At 56.2% G+C, this 20,666-nt stretch carries 20 protein-coding genes, 1 tRNA gene and 1 other RNA gene; 8 read left to right on the top strand and 14 right to left on the bottom strand.

Translation table 11 applies throughout. From position 1 onward, the window contains the following. Positions 1–142: 142 nt before the first annotated feature. Positions 143–823, bottom strand: coding sequence for a transporter substrate-binding domain-containing protein (locus RZ517_RS09665; RefSeq protein WP_338547971.1), 681 nt, complete (start codon positions 821–823; stop codon positions 143–145). Then, a complete protein-coding gene (locus tag RZ517_RS09660) occupies positions 820–1,185 on the bottom strand; it encodes a MerR family transcriptional regulator (protein WP_338547969.1) in 366 nt (121 codons plus the stop codon). The genes RZ517_RS09665 and RZ517_RS09660 overlap by 4 nt, the downstream gene beginning before the upstream one ends. Positions 1,186–1,365: 180 nt before the next feature. Here RZ517_RS09660 and RZ517_RS09655 point away from each other — a divergent pair. Beyond that, positions 1,366–1,455, top strand: a tRNA-Ser gene (locus RZ517_RS09655). Positions 1,456–1,597: 142 nt separating this feature from the next. Beyond that, entirely contained in the window at positions 1,598–1,777 is a 180-nt protein-coding gene (locus tag RZ517_RS09650; protein WP_338547968.1) for a hypothetical protein, read from the top strand. Here RZ517_RS09650 and RZ517_RS09645 read toward each other — a convergent pair. Continuing rightward, positions 1,774–2,496, bottom strand: a complete 723-nt coding sequence (locus RZ517_RS09645; RefSeq protein ID WP_317054742.1) for an RlmE family RNA methyltransferase — start codon at positions 2,494–2,496, stop codon at positions 1,774–1,776. The genes RZ517_RS09650 and RZ517_RS09645 overlap by 4 nt on opposite strands. Then, the gene (locus RZ517_RS09640; RefSeq protein ID WP_338547966.1) at positions 2,496–3,608 is read right to left on the bottom strand and encodes a Ppx/GppA phosphatase family protein; all 1,113 of its coding nucleotides are present in this window, start codon (positions 3,606–3,608) and stop codon (positions 2,496–2,498) included. Before RZ517_RS09640 ends, RZ517_RS09645 begins: the two co-directional genes overlap by 1 nt. Positions 3,609–3,862: 254 nt before the next feature. Between RZ517_RS09640 and RZ517_RS09635 the strand changes: the two genes are divergently transcribed. The 4 genes from RZ517_RS09635 to RZ517_RS09620 all read left to right on the top strand — a co-directional run bounded on the left by RZ517_RS09635 (position 3,863) and on the right by RZ517_RS09620 (position 7,109). After that, positions 3,863–4,168: a virulence factor gene (locus RZ517_RS09635; protein WP_317054744.1), complete on the top strand. Its 306-nt coding sequence runs from the start codon at positions 3,863–3,865 to the stop codon at positions 4,166–4,168. A 32-nt stretch (positions 4,169–4,200) separates the two neighbouring features. Then, positions 4,201–5,133 (top strand): methylenetetrahydrofolate reductase, encoded by a 933-nt coding sequence (locus RZ517_RS09630; protein WP_338547962.1) that lies wholly within the window; start codon positions 4,201–4,203, stop codon positions 5,131–5,133. A 3-nt stretch (positions 5,134–5,136) separates the two neighbouring features. Next, complete coding sequence (locus RZ517_RS09625; protein ID WP_338547960.1) at positions 5,137–6,204, top strand: methyltetrahydrofolate cobalamin methyltransferase; 1,068 nt, start codon at positions 5,137–5,139, stop codon at positions 6,202–6,204. A 134-nt stretch (positions 6,205–6,338) separates the two neighbouring features. Next, entirely contained in the window at positions 6,339–7,109 is a 771-nt protein-coding gene (locus tag RZ517_RS09620; RefSeq protein ID WP_338547958.1) for a TylF/MycF/NovP-related O-methyltransferase, read from the top strand. A gap of 127 nt (positions 7,110–7,236) precedes the next feature. Here the strand turns inward: RZ517_RS09620 and RZ517_RS09615 are convergent, their stop codons facing one another. The 10 genes from RZ517_RS09615 to RZ517_RS09570 form a co-directional block, all read right to left on the bottom strand. After that, a complete protein-coding gene (locus RZ517_RS09615) occupies positions 7,237–7,869 on the bottom strand; it encodes a cysteine hydrolase family protein (protein WP_338547956.1) in 633 nt (210 codons plus the stop codon). Positions 7,870–7,885: 16 nt separating this feature from the next. Beyond that, positions 7,886–8,605: an alanyl-tRNA editing protein gene (locus RZ517_RS09610; RefSeq protein WP_338547955.1), complete on the bottom strand. Its 720-nt coding sequence runs from the start codon at positions 8,603–8,605 to the stop codon at positions 7,886–7,888. After that, the gene (locus RZ517_RS09605; protein WP_422395534.1) at positions 8,602–11,058 is read right to left on the bottom strand and encodes a DUF3772 domain-containing protein; all 2,457 of its coding nucleotides are present in this window, start codon (positions 11,056–11,058) and stop codon (positions 8,602–8,604) included. The genes RZ517_RS09610 and RZ517_RS09605 overlap by 4 nt, the downstream gene beginning before the upstream one ends. Continuing rightward, positions 11,055–12,086 carry a cysteine synthase A gene (locus RZ517_RS09600; RefSeq protein WP_338547952.1) on the bottom strand — a complete coding sequence of 344 codons (1,032 nt, stop codon included), beginning with the start codon at positions 12,084–12,086 and terminating at the stop codon, positions 11,055–11,057. Before RZ517_RS09600 ends, RZ517_RS09605 begins: the two co-directional genes overlap by 4 nt. A 54-nt stretch (positions 12,087–12,140) precedes the next feature. Continuing rightward, complete coding sequence (locus tag RZ517_RS09595; protein WP_338547951.1) at positions 12,141–12,863, bottom strand: NUDIX domain-containing protein; 723 nt, start codon at positions 12,861–12,863, stop codon at positions 12,141–12,143. Continuing rightward, on the bottom strand, positions 12,841–13,236 hold the full coding sequence (locus tag RZ517_RS09590; RefSeq protein ID WP_338547950.1) for a hypothetical protein: 396 nt from the start codon (positions 13,234–13,236) through the stop codon (positions 12,841–12,843). Before RZ517_RS09590 ends, RZ517_RS09595 begins: the two co-directional genes overlap by 23 nt. Before the next feature lie 4 nt (positions 13,237–13,240). Continuing rightward, positions 13,241–13,699: a TrgA family protein gene (locus tag RZ517_RS09585; RefSeq protein WP_338547949.1), complete on the bottom strand. Its 459-nt coding sequence runs from the start codon at positions 13,697–13,699 to the stop codon at positions 13,241–13,243. Beyond that, on the bottom strand, positions 13,700–14,908 hold the full coding sequence (locus RZ517_RS09580; protein WP_338551134.1) for a cyclopropane-fatty-acyl-phospholipid synthase family protein: 1,209 nt from the start codon (positions 14,906–14,908) through the stop codon (positions 13,700–13,702). 77 nt (positions 14,909–14,985) lie between these two features. After that, entirely contained in the window at positions 14,986–16,410 is a 1,425-nt protein-coding gene (locus tag RZ517_RS09575; RefSeq protein ID WP_338547947.1) for a cryptochrome/photolyase family protein, read from the bottom strand. 56 nt (positions 16,411–16,466) lie between these two features. Continuing rightward, complete coding sequence (locus RZ517_RS09570; RefSeq protein WP_338547945.1) at positions 16,467–17,687, bottom strand: aminotransferase class V-fold PLP-dependent enzyme; 1,221 nt, start codon at positions 17,685–17,687, stop codon at positions 16,467–16,469. A 280-nt stretch (positions 17,688–17,967) separates the two neighbouring features. On the opposite strand from RZ517_RS09570, the gene RZ517_RS09565 reads away from it, so the two are divergent. After that, a complete protein-coding gene (locus tag RZ517_RS09565; protein WP_338547943.1) occupies positions 17,968–19,815 on the top strand; it encodes a BCCT family transporter in 1,848 nt (615 codons plus the stop codon). Positions 19,816–20,278: 463 nt separating this feature from the next. Beyond that, positions 20,279–20,627, top strand: a transfer-messenger RNA (tmRNA) gene (gene ssrA / locus RZ517_RS09560). Positions 20,628–20,666 lie beyond the last annotated feature (39 nt).

The raw sequence follows: 20,666 nt of genomic DNA, 5'->3' as shown, positions 1-20,666 counted from the left end.
GTTATATTTAAAAAAAGGTTGCCGAGCAAGCACGGCGAACAGAAGTCACGCTCTTCTGCGCAGGACTTAACTGCTGTTTGTTAGGATAAGATCAACCTTCGTTTAAGATTACTCAGCGCGCCACCAAATCGACTTCTGAAGCCTAAAAACCAAATTCGGCAACCATCGTCCGATGCGCATCAGTCCCGAGGAAGCTTGCGAGTACATCATCGACTTCACTCAAAAGTTCTTTATCGTTCAAGCTGAACGCAAACGAGCCGAATGCAGGTGGCTTTTCTTCTTCAGGAACAATGACCAAGTCTAACTTCCAATCCGGGTTATGCTCGATAAAACCACCATGAGCCCGAGCAACGCTGGCATGGACATCGACACTGCCCTCTATCACGCTTTTCGCGGCTTCTGTATAGGTCTCGAAAATAGCGATCTGGTCTTCGCTCACACCGAACTCAAGTGCGGAGCGATGCTGAAACTGATCACGAATAACAGCTAATCTAATGTGTGCATTTTCGGCTACCGATTTGTAGCCAGTCAGGGTGTGCGGATTGCCCTTCTCGACAAGCAAGCCGTCAGGAAGCGCCCAAATGGGACGACTGAATAGAGCATGCTCACGCCTTTCATCCGTTCCAAATAGACCCGTCGTCATGCGCCAGCGACCATCGGCAAGCCCTGACAAAAGCTCTGCAAACTCTGTTTCGACAGGCTCGAAATCAGCGATGCCAAGTTCCTTGTATATGTATTTGGCAAGTTCAACGTCACACCCGGTGACATTCCCGGCTACGTTCGTAAAGTTGAATGGAGGTTCAATCAGGTAAGCAAATTTCATTGGGAAGCCTCATTGTCCTTGAGACCATAACTAGCGATTTTAATGGTTAGGACGCTTTCGCACTTTTCGAGCATTGCACGCTTTGCCTTGAGCGTTTGAGCGTGATCAGCAAGGATTTTCCGCCTTTCAGCGACTTCAGCATCACCCGCTTTCGCAAGCGTAGTAAACCGTCTCATCTGCTTTAACGGCATACCGGTTTCGCGCAGCCAGTAGAGAAGGGTTAGCCACTCGACTTCGCGCGGAGTGAAGTGACGGTGGCCGTCTGCGGTGCGCTTGATCTCAGGCAACATTCCCGATTTATCGTAGAAACGGATTGTGTGCGTGGATAGCCCACATAGCTTCGACACTTCAGCAATTTTCATCTTCGCAATTTCTCCCTAACCGCTCGATACCGGATTAGAGTTGCTCTAAGTCAATAGATAAGTTGGGTATTCATGCGCAACGCAACATCGATCAATCTGATCTAAAACCTGACACGAGGCGAAAACTCCCCTCTTGCCAGCCTAGGCAAAGCCGACTACACGCACGCTCCAGACCCCCGCGGAGAGGTGCCGGAGTGGTCGAACGGGGCGGTCTCGAAAACCGTTGTGGGTGCAAGCCCACCCAGGGTTCGAATCCCTGTCTCTCCGCCAGCATGCCTGATGTAACCGCGTCGTGCCCTGCCACATTCCGCCCTTATAGCGTCACGAAATCGCGCCAAGGCCGAGCCAAATCTGCCCCATTAACACACTATCAACCCTGACGGGGGCGCACAGATTGAGGCAGAGCTGTGTGATGTCAAACGAGCAAGCAGAACCCACATTCGTGCGTCACGCGAAGCTTTTTGAGCTTTTGCGGCAGGAGAACATTGCAACTCAGCATACCACTTCAGCGGCACAGCCCGTGCAAGAGCGTCAGATGAGCGAACAGGAGCTTTTGTCGCGCGCTTTGGGGTCTCTCAATCCGCGTGGTTAATCCGCACCGCGAAACCCTGTGGCCACCACGAATTTTTCGGAACTGTCCGCGCGGGATGCGGGTGGTTTGACGTTGGCGACCTTGGTGAAACGCTGTTTCAAGAGCTTTTGAAGCTCGCCCTCCGCACCGCCGGCCAAAACCTTGGACACGAATGTGCCGCCGTCATCCAGCACGTCGAAGGCCAGATACGCGGCCGCTTCGCAAAGCGCGATGATCCGCAAGTGGTCGGTTTGCTTGTGTCCTGACGACGCCGCGGCCATGTCAGACATCACAACATCTGCCTTGCCACCGAGCCAGTCCTTCACCTTGTCATCGGCCCCGTCTTCCATGAAATCGAGCACATGAATCTCGCATCCGGGGATGGGATCAACTTCTTGCAGGTCAATGCCAAGGATCGTGCCCACTGCTTTGTTCTTTTTCTCAGCAAGAGCGTTCACACGCGGCACCGCCACCTGACACCAGCCCCCGGGTGCACAGCCCAGATCGACCACCCGCGCGCCGGGCACCAGAAAGCGAAACTTGTCGTCAAGTTCCATGATCTTATAAGCCGCGCGCCCACGATACCCCTCGGCCTGCGCGCGTTTCACATACGGGTCATTCAATTGCCGCTGCAGCCAGCGGGTTGAAGACGATCTACGCCCCTTGGCGGTCTTGACCCGCACCGTCAGATCCCGCTGCCCGCGCCCGGAGGTGTTTTTACCAGTGGGTTTCTTGGCCATCATGCACACCCCTCGCCCAGAACGCCGTCTGCTGCCATTTGGGCATAAAGCATGCCCTCGCGCAGACCCCTGTCTGCAACGGACAAACGGTCCGTGGGCCAACACCGCAGTAACGCCTGCAGGATCGCCGCACCTGACATGATAAGTGCCTGGCGGTCCAGCCCAATGCGAGGGTCGGCCCGGCGCCCTTCGGGGCCCATCTGCAGATAAGTGCGGATCACTTTGTCGATCTCGTCACTGGTCATACGCAGGCCGTCGACCTTGTTCCGGTCATAGCGCTTAAGACCCAGATGGCTTGCGGCCACCGTCGTCACGGTGCCGGATGTGCCGATGATCTGAAATCCCTCGCGCGGCGGCTCATCCTTATATGGCGCGAATTCGGCCAGGTTTTCCTCAAAAAACCAGCTCATAAGAGCAAAGCGCGCCGCATCATCCTCTACATCGCGAAACTGATCGCGCAAAGTCGCGACTCCCAGTGGTACGCTGATCCAGTCCACGACACGTGCTTTTGATCCGTCGCCGTCACATACAGGAAAGCCGCCATGCATCCGCATGATCGCCTGCGCGCGTTCGCGCGGTCGCACATCCTTTAGGTCAATCCACACAAGCTCGGTCGAACCGCCACCGATATCTACAACGAGAAGCTGCTCAGTATTTTTGCTCACCAATGGCGCGCAAGACACCACGGCCAGTTGTGCTTCTTCCTGAGTTTCGATGATTTCCAGCGGAAGACCTGTTTCTCGCCGCACCCGCTTCATGAAGGCCGCACCATTGCTGGCGCGTCGGCAGGCTTCGGTTGCCACCAGCCGCATGCGGTTCACCTTGTGCCGTTTTATCTTTTGCTGGCACACGCGAAGCGCCTGAATTGTTCGGTAAATTGAGGATCGCGACAGCTTGCCCGAGCTTTCAAGTCCGGCACCCAGTTGAACCGATTTTGAGAAGCTATCCACGACTTTGAACTGGTCGCCCTCTGGTCGGGCAATCAGCATACGGCAACTGTTTGTGCCCAAATCCAACGCCGCATAGAGCGGCCCGGGAGCGGGCTTGGTCAGTGCGGGGCTCTCTACCTGTTTCGGGATAGCGCCCGCACCAACGGGACGCTTGGGCGCCATCGCTTACGCCCTCCATTTCAAGTTGCTTACAAAGTAGTCATCCGATGGCTCTCGCGCAAGCATTGAACGCGGCTCATATGAGACTTGACTGGAATTCAAGGCCCCGGCAGTGGCCTGACGCGGTCAGAGCATCTATATCCGCTAGAAGACCAGATGAGCCAAAGGTCGCTCGGTGACCGTGTTAAGTCGAAAAACGACACCGTGTCCTGTCTGGCCTGCACTATGAGGGGACAACTGAGGATGAGGAATCAGAGATGGTAGATGTCACCGTTGTGTACTGGCGCGATATCCCCGCGCAGGTCATTGTCGGCAAGGGCCGTCGGGGCGCCAAACGGCCGTTGCCCGAGCGCTTTGAACAGGCCATCGACCGGGCGGCGATGAAAATTGGCGCAGCGGACACCGATGCCTACCTCGCCGAATGGCGCAAGGCCGCGCCCTACCCTGTGGACGGTGAGGCCGAAGCGGTGGCCGAGGCCGAAGCCGCGCGGCTGGACACGGAATACGACCAAGACCGGATCAAGGAATTGATCGCAAATGATGGCTGGGCCAACTCAAATTGAGCAAAAGCCCCAAATCTTTCTGGGAGGCCGCGATGGCTTTGTTGAACTTCAAAAGACGCGAGACACCAAGCGAGCGCGTGGTCACACCGGAAATGGAGGCCTTTCTCAAAGGATACTCCATAGAGGTCATGCCGCGTACAGCTGAGAAGGTTGAAAACTTCCGTGATCTTCTGCCGACTGGCACCCGTGTCTACATCGCACATATCGAGGGCACGCCCATTGAAGACATGGTCGCCACGGCCAAACGTCTGGCCGCCGATGGCTACCCTGTCATGCCCCACTTCCCGGCGCGGATCATCAAGGATCAGGCGACGCTGGAAGACTGGATTGCGCGCTATCAAGGCGAGGCCGGTGTCGAACAGGCGCTTTTGCTCGCCGGTGGAGTGGAAAAGCCCCATGGCGACTATCACAGCTCCATGCAGCTTTTGGAAAGTGGAGCGTTTGATCGCGCGGGTTTCAAACGGTTGCATGTGGCCGGTCACCCCGAAGGCAACAAGGACATTGATCCAGACGGCAGCATGAAGAATGTCGAAGAGGCGCTTCGCTGGAAGCAGAAATTCTCTGAAACCACCGATGCCGAAATGGCGCTGGCCACGCAGTTTGCCTTTGACGCAGGCCCCATCATCAAATGGGCCGATGATCTGGCGGCGGCCGGGATCACCCTGCCTGTCCACATTGGCATCGCGGGTCCGGCCAAGCTTCAGACGCTGATCAAATTCGCCATCGCCTGTGGTGTCGGGCCATCGCTCAAAGTGCTGCAAAAGCGTGCGATGGATGTCTCCAAGCTCCTTCTGCCCTATGAGCCGACCGATGTTCTCAGCCAACTGGCCGCCCACAAAGCCGCCAATCCGGATTTCAACATCACCAACGTGCATTTCTTCCCATTAGGCGGGATCAAGACCAACGCCACCTGGGCGATTGACAATGGCGGCGCGTCCACTGTGCCTGCCAGCCAGCAAGGATAAACCATGACGCAGACCATCGTCGAAAGCAAAACCAAAACCGCCATCATCGGCTTTGATCAACCCTTCTGCGTGATTGGAGAACGGATCAACCCAACAGGGCGCAAGAAACTCGCGGCCGAGTTGGAAGCCGGTGACTTTTCCACCGTCGAGGCAGATGCCATTGCACAGGTCGCTGCGGGTGCCACGGTGCTCGATGTGAATGCCGGCGTGGTCTATAATTCCAACCCCGATCCCAACCAGACCGAACCGCCGCTCATGCGGAAGGTGATCGAATTGGTGCAGGGGCTTGTAGATGTGCCTCTGTGTATCGACAGCTCTGTGCCCGGTGCGCTGGAGGCGGGTCTGGAGGTCTGCGAAGGACGGCCTTTGCTCAACTCAGTCACGGGTGAAGAAGAACGTCTTGAGGCGATCCTGCCTCTGGTGAAGAAATACAATGTGCCGGTTGTGGCGATTTCCAACGATGACACCGGTATTTCCGAGGATCCCGATGTACGCTTTGCCGTCGCCAAGAAGATTGTCGAACGTGCCGCCGATTTCGGCATTCCGGCGCATGACATTGTGGTCGACCCACTGGTCATGCCGATCGGTGCAATGGGTACCGCGGGGCTTCAGGTCTTCACCCTGGTGCGCCGTCTGCGCGAGGAGTTGGGCGTCAACACCACCTGTGGTGCATCAAATATCTCATTCGGCCTGCCCAACCGCCACGGCATCAACAATGCGTTTCTACCTATGGCCATGGGCGCAGGTATGACATCGGCCATCATGAATCCGATCGCCCTGCCTGTGAAGGAGGCCGAGAAGGCCGCCAAGCGCGCCGAGATCGAAGCCGCGGGCATTATCCTGCCCGAGGGCATGGATGATGAAACCTTCTGTCAGCTTTTCGGTTTGGGCTCGACCAAAAGCCGCCCGGGCAAAGAGATGGAGGCCATCCGCGCGGCCAACTTCCTGACCAACAATGACCCGCATGGTGGCGAGTGGATCAAGTTCAACAAAGCCCCGCTGAAGCCGGGCGAAGAGTCCCCCGGCGGACGTGGTGGCCGGGCTGGTGCGCGGCGGCGCCGTCGGGCCTAAGTTTTGCTGAAAAGGTTCAAAAACCCCGGTGATCGCCGGGGTTTTTTGTTAGAAGTTTGGTATGCGTATCTTGGAGTGTTCAAAAGTTTAAGCAATAGTGTCGAAAACCGGCATGTTGAGAAGGAAAAAAAGGCGTGGCAGTCAACAAAACTTTGAAGTCCAGCGTCCGAGCAGTCACCAAGAACCGACGCGTTCGGAACGCACTGGCAAAGTCGTTCGGGAAAGCAAACAGTTTTTGGAAAGCGCTCGAAAGTGAGGAATTTCTCAAAATTTACGACAGGTATAGCGACTACACAAGGTTATCTGTTGAGGCTTTTTGCGCCAATCTTGCCGTTGTGAATACGCATGGTGTTGGTTCTGGTGCGGTGGTCGAATGTGGTGTTTGGCGAGGGGGCATGTCTGCCGGAATGGCCGATATTCTTGGGTCTGAGCGGCGCTATTACTTGCTTGACAGCTTTGAAGGCTTGCCAAGTGCCGAAGCAATCGATGGGATCAAAGCGACGGACTGGCAAAAAAGCAATGCCGTTGACAACTGCAAAACAGAAGAGAGTTTTGCAAATGACGTGATGTCAAAATCTTCGGCAACGGATTTCAACGTTCTCAAGGGTTGGTTCAGTGACACGCTTGAGGACGTCAAGGGGCCAATTTCGGTTCTGCGGCTCGATGCGGATTGGTATTCATCCACGGCAGAGTGCCTCAATATTCTCTATGATAAAGTTGAAGTCGGGGGATTGATAATTCTTGACGACTATTTTGCCTGGGATGGATGTGCGCGTGCGGCGCATGATTTCTTGGCACATAATGCATTGGCGGACAGAATTCAGACCGTTGATACGATGCTCGCATTTATGATCAAGAAAGAAGCAATAGAGACCAAACCCATCGACCCCAAAAGGTCTATTTGACCATCAAATATCCCGGCAAGACTCCGGAACTTTAGCGGCGGACCGACCTTGTATAAAAATTCGCCAACGTTTGGCACTCAAGCCCATCTTTGCTTGGTTCGAGGCTTAGCATTTTTCCGATACCAGCCTAGCCATGGATCTGAACTGGCTTTGCCATCGCCTCCAGCACTTCATTCAGTGATCGCACCGCGCCGTGCTGGAGATATTCCATGGCCCGGAGCGCGGCGTCGTGCGCCTCGATGCTGGAGCCTGCGACGCAGTCCTCGATCACGCGGCAGAAATAATCACCCTGATGCGCATCCACAAAGGTGTAGTGCACGCAGACATCCGTCAGCCCGCCCACCAGGATCAGGGTTTCGGCCTTCAGACCTCTGAGCAGGATCTCAAGGTCGGTGCCGTAAAAGGCCGAGTAGCGGCGTTTCTGGATTTTGTAGTCGTCGGGAAGAATGCCTAGCTCTTCGACCGCCAGCTCGGTCAGAGGGTTGTTGTCGAGGCAGTGCACCTCCTCGTCCCCATCGGTCTCGCGCCCCATGTCCACCAGATCGGCACGATGAATTTCCTGAATGAAAACCACCGGAATACCCACGTCACGCGCTTGATCAATGGCCTTACGCGACAACGCCATGCGCTCGGCATAGTCCGGCATATGCGCAATGGCCCGTTCATCATCTGAGAGCGGTGCAAAGGTCGATTTCTGAATGTCGATCACGATCAGCACCGCGCGTCCCTCGATCAGGTTGCGTGCTTTTGCATTTGCCATGATAACTCCCTCTGCCTCATCCATCGAGATGCAGATACACCCGGCGGTTCTGACGACCTTTCTTTTCGATCTTGCCAATGCGCAGCTTGCCGATCTCGCCGGTGCGCGCCACATGGGTACCGCCACAAGGTTGTAGATCGACCTGCGACTCACCTTCGCCAATGCGCACCAGTCGCACCTGCCCTTCTCCCACAGGCGGCTTGACGGACATAGTTTTTACCAGTCCCGGATTATCACGCAGTTCCGCATCTGTGATCCAGCTTTCGCTGACCGGAAGGTTGAGCGCCACCATTGCATTGAGTAGCTCTTCCAGCTTGGATTTATCCTCTGGAGGCTCTGCCATATCAAAATCGAGCCGTCCTTTTTCGGTGCCGATGGAGCCTCCCGTCACCGGCAAAGGCAGGACCACCGATAGCAGATGCAAGGCCGTGTGCACGCGCATGTGCCGATAGCGCCGGTCCCAGTCGATATGCTGCATGATCTCAGTGCCCACGGGCGGTAAGGGCTGTGGCTCCGCAGGGATAAGCGCGATCTGCCAGGCATCAAGCTTGATCGTCGTTGCGATTTCAAGCGTCGCATCCACCCAGACAATATGACCGCTATCGCCCGGTTGCCCGCCGCTGGTGGGATAAAAGAGCGACTTGCTCAGCACAATGCCGCCTTCGGGTGTGTGTGCTGTCACATGCCCCTTGGCATCCCGAGCATAAGCATTCTTCAGGTACAACCGATCAGTCATCGCCCGCCTCCGTCACCATCCGCGTCGCCCTTGCCAGCGTCCAGATCCTCCGGCGTGACATGCGCTGACATGTCTTTGGATTTCATTGGTGGCGGGTCCGATTGCTGGGCTTGAGTTTGCGGCAAGGCCTCGGGATTGCGGATCCAGATATCGCGCTGCGCGAAGGGCACTTCGATGCCTTCTTCCTCGAACCGTCTGGCGATCTCGTGGTTCATCTCAGAGTGCACCGACATCACGTAGTTCACATCGCGCAAGATGGCGCGGATTTCGAAATCAAGCGAAGAGGCCCCGAAGGACCGGAAAAGAACCGCAGGCGGCGGGTTCATCAGCACCAGAGGATGTGCATCCGCCACCTCTTGCAGGATGGCCTCAACCTTCTTGGTGTCCGACCCATAAGCCACGCCCACCGGCACAATGACGCGACCCACAGTGTTGCCGCGTGTGTAGTTTGTCACCCGTCCGCTGACGAGGTCGGAATTTGGCACGATGACGTCCGAGCGGTCAAAAGTCTGGATAATGGTCGAGCGCACAGAGATATCCCGCACCGTGCCATGTACGCCGCCAACCTCGATCCAGTCGCCTTCGGAAATCGGCCTCTCGATCAGAAGGATGATGCCTGAGACAAAGTTAGACACGATGTTTTGCAGGCCAAAGCCGATACCAACCGACAACGCACCGGCGACAATGGCAATCGAGCTAAGGTCAATTCCAGCACTTGTGATGGCGATGACGGCGGCCAGGAATATCCCGAGATATCCGACGCCTGACACAATCGCATTGCGCCCACCAGCATCCATACGTGTCTTGGGCAGGATGGTGTTCTTGAGCGCCCCCTGCACCATGCGTGTGGCCAGATACCCCAGCACAAAGACCAGCGCGAAGGTGAGGAAAATCATCGGCGAGATGCGCACACCACCGATGCTGATGCCGTCAAGCGCTTGCGTCCAAAGCTCGGTCAGGTCCGCCACCCGCGCGCCCCAGATGAGCGCGAAGATCGGCAAAGAGGCCAGCACAAGAAGGAATCCGATCAGGATCGGAAGCAGCGACTCTGCTGCGCCCTCGCGGTTACCAGTGATGAGCACATAGACCTCGACCACCAGACGCTGCAGCACCAGAAGCACCGCCAACATCTCAAGTGATGCCAGCGATGGCAGCATCAGAGATTCCGCAAGCCTGAAGTACCCCACTGCCGCCAGAAGCGGAGACACGAACGCCAGCACGACAAGGCCCAGTGCCAGCACGCTGATCAGTTTGGTTCGATAGCTTTCTTCGCCATCCGCCTCTGATGAGTTGCGTACATGTACGCGCAGCAGGTTCGCCAATCTCCAGAGAAGAAACCCGGATATGACCAATACGGGAAACACCACGACATTGGTTGCCGCATCACTCCAGCCAGAAATATCACCCACATCTCGTAGAAAGACAGCCGTGGCGGCGACGAGTCCCAGACAGGCCCCAAAGAAACGTCCCCTTGATCGCTGAGTTGCATCAAGGATGAGTGGCAAGGTGCGCGCTTCATCTGCGGGGAACACCCGTGTGGCCAGCCAGCGCGCCAGCAGGAAAGCAAACGCCGCAGGTACAAAGGCTGCAAGGATCTGATCGCCGCGCAGTCCCACCAGACCTGTTGAGACGATAGCCTCGATGAGCAGCAATATCCCGACAAAGGGCAACCCTAGACTGCCCAACGACACCACAAACCCAGTGATCCAAAGCCCGGCACCAGGGTTCTCGCCCAATACCCGATTGGTCAGCCGTCGGCTCCAGACCCGACCGCGCGACACCAGAATGAGTCCCAGAAGAGTGAGAACCGCTACAACCGGCAGACTGTTTCTTGTCTCTGCCGCTTGTACCGGGTTGCGCCAGGCCTTTGATATCTCGCCAGAGAGCTGTGTCATTGTTGCGGGCAGCGCCGCCAATCCAGCGGCCCAATGGGTCGGGTTGAGCGGTGATGGTCCGAATTCCAGCAATTCTTCGGCTTGCCGGTCGCGAATGATCTTGTCGATACCGCGGATCAGTCCATCGGCACGGCTAAACGCCAACTCGGCACGCAGAACCGGAGCATTCAGCCGGTCCAGCCTGTCTTGCAAAAGCTGGCGATTGGCAGCCACATCTTCGGGTTCTTCTCCGTTTTCGGGGACAGGGCCCAGATCGCTGATCTGACGGCGCACTGTGGCCAGCGCATTGCTGTTGATGCCTTGGGCCGCAATGAATTGCTGCCGCCAGCCCGCCAGATCTTCGCGCAATGTCTCAAGAGCCGTTGTCGAAGCGCGGGCTGCTTCTATTGCCTCATCGGCCCGGTCCGCTGTGCGGATCCAAGTCTCGTAGTCGGGCTCTGACTGAGAAATTTGCGGTGTGGATTGCGCCTGTGCAGCTTCTGGCGCGAGTAAAAGTGGCACGGCGCTCCAAAACGCCAGCAGAAATATCAGAGCTAAGCCTTTCAAAAGGCGCATCATTCCACGAACACTCCGGGAATACTCTGTGGCGCTTTGGTCATCCAGTCGGCCACAGGCAAGTTCTTTTCGCGCAGGAAATCAGGGTTAAAGAGCTTGGATTGATACCGTGTGCCATAGTCACAGAGGATCGTCACAATGGTGTGTCCCGGCCCCATTTCCTTGGCCATGCGGATCGCGCCAGCAACGTTCACGCCGGTAGAGGCCCCCATGACGAGGCCTTCATGTTCCAATAAGTCAAAAACAATTGGCAACGCTTCTTCATCGGTGATTTGATACGCGAAGTCGGGCGCGAGCCCTTCCAGGTTTGCTGTCACGCGCACCTGCCCGATGCCTTCGGCGATTGATCCCCCCTCAGATTCAAGCTCACCCTTGGTGAACCATGAAAATAGTTTGGCCCCCATTGGGTCGGCCAGGCCGATTTTCACGCCCTTGGATTGCAGCGCCATGGCCACGCCAGTGAGTGTCCCGCCCGAACCACATGCACAGATAAATCCGTCCACCTTGCCGCTGGTCTGCTCCCATATCTCTGGGCCGGTAGTTTCGATATGCGCCTGCCGGTTGGCCACGTTGTCGAACTGATTGGCCCAGATGACGCCATTGGGTGATTTTTCAGCCAGTTTCTTCGCGAGACGGCGCGAGTAATGCACAAAGTTGTTCTGGTTGGCATAAGGGGCCGCAGGCACTTGCACCAATTCCGCACCGGCGAGGCGCAGCATATCTTTTTTCTCTTCGCTTTGCGTCTCGGGAATAACGATCACGGTTTTGAACCCCATGGAGGCCCCGACAACCGATAGCCCGATCCCGGTGTTGCCTGCAGTACCCTCGACAATTGTGCCGCCCGGTTTCAGATCACCGCGCGCAATGGCGTCGCGAATGATAAAAAGGGCTGCACGGTCCTTCACCGATTGACCCGGGTTCATGAATTCCGCCTTGCCGTATATCTCGCAACCCGTGGCCTCGCTGGCTTGACGCAGCCGGATCAACGGAGTGTGGCCAACCGCGTCGGCGAGGTCCTTGGCAATGCGCATAATGAGGCTCCCTGTCAGTGCTGCGCCCAGACTTAGAACGTCCGCATGGCTAACTCAAGCAAGAGAGCGCAGGCGCGGGCGTTCACGTTCGAGCCACAAAAGCAAAAGCACCAAAGGCCCGATATTGGCCTCTCCGGTGCGCGTCAGGTTCAGCGCATCCTCAAAGCTCAGGACATGAGTGCGGATGTCTTCATGCTCGGTCTCAAGCCCGCACTGCCCGGTTTTCAAATCCGGCAAATCGCACAGACCGACATAACAGTGGAAAACTTCGGTTGAGCATCCCGGTGAACAATAATGGCTTGAGACATGTTCGAGGGCGCGCAGGTCCAATCCCGCCTCTTCAACACATTCCCGGTGCGCCGTGACCTCCGGCGCTTCACCGGGATCCACGCGCCCCGCAACCGGTTCCAGTACCCAAGGCAGAGGATCGCCGCGCCCGAACGGGCCCATGCGAAACTGCTCGACCAGCAGCACACGGTCGCGCACGGGGTCATAGGGCAGTACAATGGACGCGTCGGTTGCCACAAACACTTCACGCGCGACTTCGGCGCTTTGGCCCCCTGCAAATGTAGGATGTGTCAGGCCGTAGGTTCGGGTCAGGAAATAGCCCTCATGCGTGGCGCGATCTGAGTGAATATCTACCCTGTCCGCCGTCAGCGTGCTTCGAACCGTTGCGGGGGCGCTGCGCTCAGCGACGACGTAAGAATGCGCCCGCGCCAAGATCATCGGCATGCGAGGAGCCAGTTCAACCGCCTTACGTCGGCCCCAATAGCTCATGACTTCGATGCAGGCGTGGCACAAAAGCGCCAGATGCGAGATCGTCCGGTTCTGATGCGGTGCCGCCCGATTGACCGGGCGAGACTGCGAACACAATTGCCTCTGATCCCGAAACCACGCGTTGGTCCACCTCCAATGCGGCGGTTTGCGCAAAGTAGATCAAACGGTCTGCGGTGGGTTCAGAACAGTCGATCACCTGACCGGCAGTTTGTGTGCCCGGACAGTCCACAAGGCTTGGCACCATGTCAAACTGAGACGGCGCAAGCGCCATATCATCCAGAATCGCTTCAGACCGTGTATATCCGGCACCCTGTGCACATATGTCGATGAAATCATTACAGGCCAGCGCACCGGTCAGGAAAAGTCGGGGCATACCCTCAGGACCACCGCTTGGCAATCCATTCGCTGACAAGTCCAAGCACCGCGCCACCACCAAACAGCAAGATCGCAAGCGGGACATGGAGAATTTTGGTTCCATAGTCCACGGCGATTTCAAACACGGCAATGATGCCCTGAACCGGACCGCTGTACCGGCTCTCTAGCGCGAGCCGCAGCATTTCGTTGAGACTTTGAAAGAACAGCGCCCAGAAAATCAGTGCGACCACACCGGTCAAACCCGCGCTGATCCCGTCAAGGTATCCCCGGTTTAAGCGCGTGCCGATGACCACCCATCCCACAAGCAACCCAAGAAACACGTTGAACTCGTTAAACCAGCCAAAATCTGTGCCTTCTGGCATCAGCGGGCGGATCATTTCCGAGGCGTACCACGCAATGATGGCAAGTCCGATGGCGGCAACCGCCTTGCCCGTGGTTGGCATGTGATCTGTAAGAGGCATTTACTCCGGCCGTGCGATAGTGATCTGTGTCACATCGCAATTACCCGTTAAGAACGCACCCGCACAAGAGGTCAGATAAAAATTCCACATCCGTTGAAATCGTGCATCAAAGCCCAATTTCGCCACCTGATCCCATTTTTCATTGAATGTCTCGTGCCAGCGCCGCAGGGTCTGGCTGTAGCTTTCACCAAATTCAATCGACCTTTGCACTGTAAGCCCTGCGCGTTCAGCTTGTGTTTTTAAGGCTGACGGGCTGGGAAGCATGCCACCGGGAAAAATGTATTTTTGAATGAAATCAACATCATTCTTGTAGGCTTCAAAGCGATGGTCACCCACAGTGATGATTTGTAGCGTGGCATTGGCCCCGGCTTTCAGGCGGGCGCGGACTGTGTCGAAATAAACCGGCCAGTATTTCTCGCCCACCGCTTCGAACATCTCGATGCTTGCAATACCGTCATATTGCCCCTGCTCGTCGCGGTAATCCTGTAATTTGAATTCGACTTGATCCGAAAGTCCTGCCTTTTCAATGCGTTCTTGTGCATAGTTAAACTGCTCTTTGCTGATGGTCAGCCCTGTGACCTTCAATCCCCGCTCTTTGGCGGCGTATTCGGCAAATCCACCCCAGCCACAGCCGATTTCAAGCACGTGATCCCCGGGTTTCACTCCCATCTGATCAACCATCGAGGCGTATTTGGCAATCTGCGCCTTCTCAAGACTTTCCTGACCTGTCTCGAAAATAGCGCTGGAATAAGTCATCGTGTCATCGAGCCAGAGCGCATAGAAATCATTGCCCAGATCATAGTGATAGCTGATGTTCTTGCGCGCCTGTTTCCTGGTGTTGCGCTGTAACCAGAAGCGCAGCTTTTCATACAACTCCACCAGTTTCTGACCGGGGTAGCCGTTATACATGTCGTCGTTGTCGGTGTTCACGAGATCCATGAAGGCCTGCAAATCCGGCGTGCTCCACCAGCCATCCAGATATGCGTCGCAAAACCCAAGATATCCTTCGCGCACAAGCCGCGCAAAGACATCGTCATTGTGAATATCGACACGCGCCACCGGTCCTGGCGCGGCGCCTTCAACGCGAAACACCCGCCCATCGTCCAGACCAATGTCCAGCCGTCCATGCTGCAATCGCTGCGCTACGGCAAACATTTGACTGAAATAGCGCGGCAGATCGCGCTGACCGCTGGTCTCTGTCAGGATCATGACACCCCCACTCATGTCATCTTCGTTCGACAGTAAAGGGCTAACGGGATGACCCGCAAGGGAATTTGTCAGAGTATTCAAAACGTTCTGGCCTCATATGCTTGTAGCGCGCGGTTGCGCCCTTCGCTCAGTTCCACGATGCGATCCGAATAGGATGCTGACGGACTCAAACGCCAACTCACGGGGACTGCGTCGAAATAACTTAGCGCGGTTTTGGTGGGGTTTTCGTGACCTTCGGCGATCCAACGACGGCGGTAGGTGCCGTCAGGATCGAATTTCTCAGCCTGTGTTTCGGGATTGAAGATTCGAAAGTAAGGCGCTGCATCCGGACCCGAACCAGCCGTCCACTGCCAGCCCATCGCATTGGCGGCAATATCCCAATCCGTCAGGCAATCCTCAAACCAGCGCATTCCAATTTTCCAATGGGTCATCAGATGCTTGGTAAGATAACTTGCCACGATCATCCGGGCACGATTGTGCATCTTTCCGGTCACATACATCTCGCGCATCGCCGCATCGACAAAGGGTTCACCGGTGCGTCCCTGTTTCCAGACAACGACCTCGGGATGATCCTCATCCTCGTTCCAGGGAAACGCGTCCCAATCCGATTTCCAGTTGCCTGCAAGGATTTCAGGCGTGTGATAGACCAGATGGTAGGCAAACTCGCGCCACACGAGTTCCTTGAGCCAATGTTCTGCCCCTCGTCCTCCGCCTTCGTCCAAGGCTCGCTGTCCTGCATGCCAGCACTGGCGCGGAGAAATCTCGCCATAGGTGAGATTTTCGGACATGCCCGATGTCGCATCAAGAGCAGGCATGTTGCGATCATCTTTGTAAGGCGGGATCGAATTGGCTATGAACCAGTCCAGCCGGTCGCGCGCGGCCTCTTCCCCAACCCGTTGATGCGGCAGACACACGGGCGCTCCGCGCTTCATCGCGGCCCCCATTGCCCATTGATCCAAGGTTTCCGTTTCAGGCCAGCTTTCAGGCGTAGGGAGTTTTGACGGAGCGGCCTGAGGCTCTGGCACGGTTCTGTCGCGCACCGCGCGCCACATAGGTGAATAGACCCGGTAAAATCCGCCGGTTTTGGTCTCAACCGTCCAGGGCTCAAAGAGCACATGACCGGCGAAACTCTCAGCCTCGACACCACACTGCTTGAGCGCGCCCTTGATCAACGTATCCCGCGCGATGGCATCCGGGTCATAAAGCCGCGACCAATGTACGGCCGTTGCACCGGTCTCAGAGATCAGTTGCTCCAGCACAGCCATAGCCTCGCCACTGCGAAAAATGAGCTGACTGCCCATGTCTTCCAACCGTTTTGCCAAATCCGCCAGAGAGAGACCCAGTCGCCATTTGGGCGCCGCCCCCAAAGAGTCCACACTATGGTCGCGAATGAACACCGGGATGACTGGACCACCGCGTTTGACCGCGGCTAAAAGCGCGGGATGATCAGCCAGCCGCAAATCACGGCGCAGCCACAAGATGGTGGGTGACGTGTCACTCATTCTGGCCGTGCCCCCGTTGTTATATAAGAGCAATACGGCCAGGATTGCTCTTTGGATTACAGTGTCTCGTCCAACGCGTTCAAAAGCTTGTCGACTTCGGCTTGCGACGTGTAGTGCACAAAGCTAAGCCGCAGCACGCCCTTGTCCAGATCAATTCCCATGGCCTGAAGCGGACGTGATCCGTAAAAATCTCCACCGCCGGTCATGATGCCGTGTTGTGCCAGTTGTGCAGCGGCCTCTTCGCCGGGTCCGGCCAATTCCACGGCCACAGTGGGGGCTTTGTCGGCTGCATCGCGCGGACCGATGAGACGCACGGAATTCTTGTCGCCAAGGTAATCCAACAAAGGTTGCAACAGTTCGGTTTCATGGGTGCGCATCAAGTCATGGACGCCTGCGGAGCGGTCTGTAGCTTCGCCTGTGATCCCGTGATGCGTGGCCAGCATGTCATAGTAGTCCGCCATCCCCGCGCTCGCCGCCACTTGGGCGTGATCGGGGCCTGCTGGGGTGAACCGTTTGTAGAGGCTGTCGGCGTTGAACCAATGTCCTTGATTGGGCAGAAGCGCCCCAAGTTCGCGGCGAATAACCATGATTCCCTGATGTGGGCCATAGGTTTTGTACGCTGAGAAAAGATAGATATCCGGCCCCATGTCGCCCACATTCACAAACCCATGCGGCGCATAAGAGACGCCATCGACACAGACAAAGGCGCCAGCGGCATGTGCTGCTGAGGTGATCTCAACAATTGGGTTCACCGCACCGACGATGTTGGAACAATGCGGAAAACAGACCAGGCGCACGCTTTCATCCAGTAGGTTTTCAAGCGCTTCCAGTTCCAAAAGCCCTGTCTCGGGATTGATCTGCCATTCACGCACCTCGATGCCCGCATCGGCCAATCGTCGCCATGGCCCGGAATTGGCTTCGTGATCCTGATCGGTGACGATGATCGCGTCACCCTTGCTCAACCACTCGCGGAAGGCTTGCGCCAGAACATAGGTGTTCTGCGTTGTGGACGGCCCGAAGCTCAGCTCATCCGGGGCCACCCCGAGCATGGCCGCAAGCCGCGCACGCGCCTCATCCATTTCTTCGCCCGCCAACCGGCTTGCCTCATAGGGCGCATAAGGCTGGACTTTGCGCTGTCGGTAATAGCGTTCCAGTCGCTCAATCACCGGCCCGCAGGTGTATGACCCGCCAGCATTTTCAAAGAAAGCCTGCCCAGAAAGGGATGGCTCGTCAAAGGCGGGAAACTGGGCCCGTACGAAGTCTGTATCGAGTTTCATGTGGCCATGAACACCAAACCAAAAGGTATGGTCAAGTCGCGATCAGCGCCGGATGTATATGATCCGCAACCCCCAAAACAACGCTAAAATGTATTCAATTGCATGCAGGAAATATATTGGAAACGCGTCGGATTTAACCAGATTCACGACGCAATCAAGCAGGCCCTTCCACCGAATTCGCATCACGCTCACGCAGCAACTGCGCCGCGAGACGCGCAGAAAACAACGACGATGCCACGCAGGCGTGCATCACCTTGATACCAACACAGGGACATATCAAATGAGTATCAAACCACCGTTCACGGACGTGGACATCAAAACGCAGGATGGAGGCTTTTATAAAGACAACAGCCTGCCTATCGCGCTGATTTCTAAATCAATTATGGTTGGCCTTGTGCTATGGGCTTTGGTCTTTCCTGCCAATGCGAATGGCACTTTGGGAAGTCTGAACAGTCAACTTCTAGAAGTGTTCAACCAGTTCTACATCATCATTGTGGGGTGTTTTGTCTTCTTCTTGCTGGCCGTCGCCCTCATGCCGAAAACTGGCGCACGCGTGATGGGACCACCCGGCGAAAAGCCGGAGTTTTCGAATTTCTCTTGGTTTTCCATGATGTTCGGGGCTGGTCTTGGCGTGGGTTTGATGGTCTTTGCGACGGCTGAACCGCTGAGCCTGTGGGGATCGAACCCGGTCGTCGTCGCAGGAGAGGTTACAGGCAACACCGAAGAAGCGATCCAGTCGGCCTATCGCTACACGTTTGCGCATTACGGCTTTCATGCCTGGGCCATCTACGTGGTGACCGGGCTGAGCCTCGCCTATTACGCCTACACACGCAACATGCCATTGACGATCCGCTCTGCGCTGACCCCGCTCTTTGGGTCTGCGCTAAACGGTTTTCTGGGTCACGTCGTTGATGTGCTGGGTGTTGTGGCCACGATCCTTGGTGTGTCTGTCACGATCGGATATGGCGTGAGCCAGTTCATCGACGGTGTCTATGCCATCACCGGCATGGATTGGATGATGAACATCGTCGAAGGCGAAGCCCCTGCACCGGGCAAAGTCGGCCTGATTGCGGGCTTGCTGATGATCATGGGGATGTCGATCATATCGGCTGTATCAGGCGTTGGGCGCGGGGTGAAGTACCTCTCGAACCTCAATCTGGTCCTCTCGGTGATCTTGCTGCTCACCTTTGTGATCTTCGGCTCTTTCACATTTGCGATGTCGACTTATGGCTCAGCATTTGTTGACTACATCATCAACTTCTTCTCGATTAGTTTCTCCGCTTGGGGACCACAATCTGAAGCAGACTTTGCTGCGGCCATCCCAGAAGCGGCGCAACCGCTGGCCGGTGAGCTTTTTGCCGGGGCCACCAACGCCTGGAGCGCTTGGGGCGGTTCTGTAGGCTTTGACGTCTTCAAGTCGGGCCTTGAAGGTGCTGCGGCGGAACTGGACGATGCCACGCTTGCGGCTGTCTATGAAGCGGGCAACCAAGGGCGTCAGTTTGGATGGCAAGCCGGATGGACCACGTTCTACTGGGCCTGGTGGATCGCGTTCTCGCCTTTTGTGGGCCTCTTCCTGGCGCGCATTTCCAAAGGCCGCACCGTGCGTGAGTTCATCATCGGCTGCGTTATCGCACCGGCGCTGGTCTGCTTTGCCTGGATGACCATTCTGGGCGGCACAGCGATCGACCTTGAAATGAGCGGCGCTGCAGAAGGCGCTATTGTTGGCGCATCCAACACGGCAAAGCTCTTTGTCACGCTGGGCCAGATGCTTGAGCCAGGCCTTCTCTCGGCACTGACGATCATGTGCGTTGTGCTGATCATGACCTTCCTGGTCACATCAGCGGACTCCGGCATCCTTGTGATGAACACCATCATGTCTGGTGGCAGTCAGGAAACAGGCATCAAGCACCGTATCATCTGGGGTCTGATCCTGACGGCGGTGATTGGCACGCTGATCATTGCGGCGGGTGAAAACAATCCGATGGACGCGTTGAGAAACGCCATGATCATCGGTGCGCTGCCCTTTACTATGGTGATGGGTCTGATGTGTGTAGCTCTGGCCAAGGCGCTTTACCGCGATGGGCTTCGTGAGAAGCATGGCGCGGCTGAGGCAAACCCGGCCGAATAACCCAAGCCTTTAAGACAAAAATGCCGGCGCTCGCCCAGTGCAGCGCCGGTTTTTCTTTGTCTTGTCTGCAAAAACAAGGAGCCCAAAAGTAGAGAGGTCGGCCTGCTTTTCGCTGGCCGACCTCTGCCCCACCCAAGAGCTGGTTGTCGAATTCCGCTCTCGACACGATCTGCTATGCGACTAGAAGGGACCAACCTGCATCATGCGCGCTAACGGATCGTTAGGTATCTGAAAGGATAGATAGCATGATTCTCTGCGACTGCACGGTTTTGGTGAATTGTTCTCAAAAACCGGCAAATCCTCGCTCAAATTGCTTAATATTCGCGAATTTAAGGCCGCAAAAAACCAAAATCACCCGCCTTTGAGGGCCGAAAATTATTGATTTTCATAGGGTTTTGCCAAATTTCCTGCGTTGTGTCGGCGCGGTCGCACGTGAAAGTCACGGTCAGGCCCGAAGAAAGCACATCTTTGCAAACCCTCTGGCATTGCTTATATTCCTTTTGTCCTTCGGGACTATGGACATAAACGCGCTCGTAATAAGCGGATCGGACCCGGGGGCGGTACCCGGCGACTCCACCAAAATTCCTTCGTTTGGGGATCATGGGGTCGAAACAGGATCGACGAACGTCTAAAGGGGTTAGCTTTGTCCCGGTGAGTTACCACCGTTATCGGTACACCTAAGCTAGTTGCAAACGACAACAAAGCTCCGGTTGCTCTCGCTGCGTAAGCAGTGCGAAAAGCCGAAATCTAAGCCCTAGCCTCTAGCAAGGTTAGGCGGGGTTCGCAGGCACCTGGCAACAGAAGCCTGCACTTTCATTTTACAGCGAATTATGTGCCGGTGGGGGTTTGCC

Source organism: Roseovarius sp. S88 (genome assembly GCF_037023735.1).
Classification (GTDB): Bacteria; Pseudomonadota; Alphaproteobacteria; order Rhodobacterales; family Rhodobacteraceae; genus Roseovarius; species Roseovarius phycicola.
Note: the sequence above shows the minus strand (reverse complement) of the source record. Positions and strands in the feature narration are given on the sequence as shown.

Excerpts from the sequence above, each read along its gene's own strand:
- RZ517_RS09665 (WP_338547971.1), bottom strand. The coding sequence starts at position 823 with ATGAAATTTGCTTACCTGATTGAACCTCCATTCAACTTTACGAACGTA.
- RZ517_RS09660 (WP_338547969.1), bottom strand. The coding sequence starts at position 1,185 with ATGAAAATTGCTGAAGTGTCGAAGCTATGTGGGCTATCCACGCACACA.
- RZ517_RS09650 (WP_338547968.1), top strand. The coding sequence starts at position 1,598 with ATGTCAAACGAGCAAGCAGAACCCACATTCGTGCGTCACGCGAAGCTT.
- RZ517_RS09645 (WP_317054742.1), bottom strand. The coding sequence starts at position 2,496 with ATGGCCAAGAAACCCACTGGTAAAAACACCTCCGGGCGCGGGCAGCGG.
- RZ517_RS09640 (WP_338547966.1), bottom strand. The coding sequence starts at position 3,608 with ATGGCGCCCAAGCGTCCCGTTGGTGCGGGCGCTATCCCGAAACAGGTA.
- RZ517_RS09635 (WP_317054744.1), top strand. The coding sequence starts at position 3,863 with ATGGTAGATGTCACCGTTGTGTACTGGCGCGATATCCCCGCGCAGGTC.
- RZ517_RS09630 (WP_338547962.1), top strand. The coding sequence starts at position 4,201 with ATGGCTTTGTTGAACTTCAAAAGACGCGAGACACCAAGCGAGCGCGTG.
- RZ517_RS09625 (WP_338547960.1), top strand. The coding sequence starts at position 5,137 with ATGACGCAGACCATCGTCGAAAGCAAAACCAAAACCGCCATCATCGGC.
- RZ517_RS09615 (WP_338547956.1), bottom strand. The coding sequence starts at position 7,869 with ATGGCAAATGCAAAAGCACGCAACCTGATCGAGGGACGCGCGGTGCTG.
- RZ517_RS09610 (WP_338547955.1), bottom strand. The coding sequence starts at position 8,605 with ATGACTGATCGGTTGTACCTGAAGAATGCTTATGCTCGGGATGCCAAG.
- RZ517_RS09605 (WP_422395534.1), bottom strand. The coding sequence starts at position 11,058 with ATGATGCGCCTTTTGAAAGGCTTAGCTCTGATATTTCTGCTGGCGTTT.
- RZ517_RS09600 (WP_338547952.1), bottom strand. The coding sequence starts at position 12,086 with ATGCGCATTGCCAAGGACCTCGCCGACGCGGTTGGCCACACTCCGTTG.
- RZ517_RS09595 (WP_338547951.1), bottom strand. The coding sequence starts at position 12,863 with ATGAGCTATTGGGGCCGACGTAAGGCGGTTGAACTGGCTCCTCGCATG.
- RZ517_RS09590 (WP_338547950.1), bottom strand. The coding sequence starts at position 13,236 with ATGCCCCGACTTTTCCTGACCGGTGCGCTGGCCTGTAATGATTTCATC.
- RZ517_RS09585 (WP_338547949.1), bottom strand. The coding sequence starts at position 13,699 with ATGCCTCTTACAGATCACATGCCAACCACGGGCAAGGCGGTTGCCGCC.
- RZ517_RS09580 (WP_338551134.1), bottom strand. The coding sequence starts at position 14,908 with ATGATCCTGACAGAGACCAGCGGTCAGCGCGATCTGCCGCGCTATTTC.
- RZ517_RS09575 (WP_338547947.1), bottom strand. The coding sequence starts at position 16,410 with ATGAGTGACACGTCACCCACCATCTTGTGGCTGCGCCGTGATTTGCGG.
- RZ517_RS09570 (WP_338547945.1), bottom strand. The coding sequence starts at position 17,687 with ATGAAACTCGATACAGACTTCGTACGGGCCCAGTTTCCCGCCTTTGAC.
- RZ517_RS09565 (WP_338547943.1), top strand. The coding sequence starts at position 17,968 with ATGAGTATCAAACCACCGTTCACGGACGTGGACATCAAAACGCAGGAT.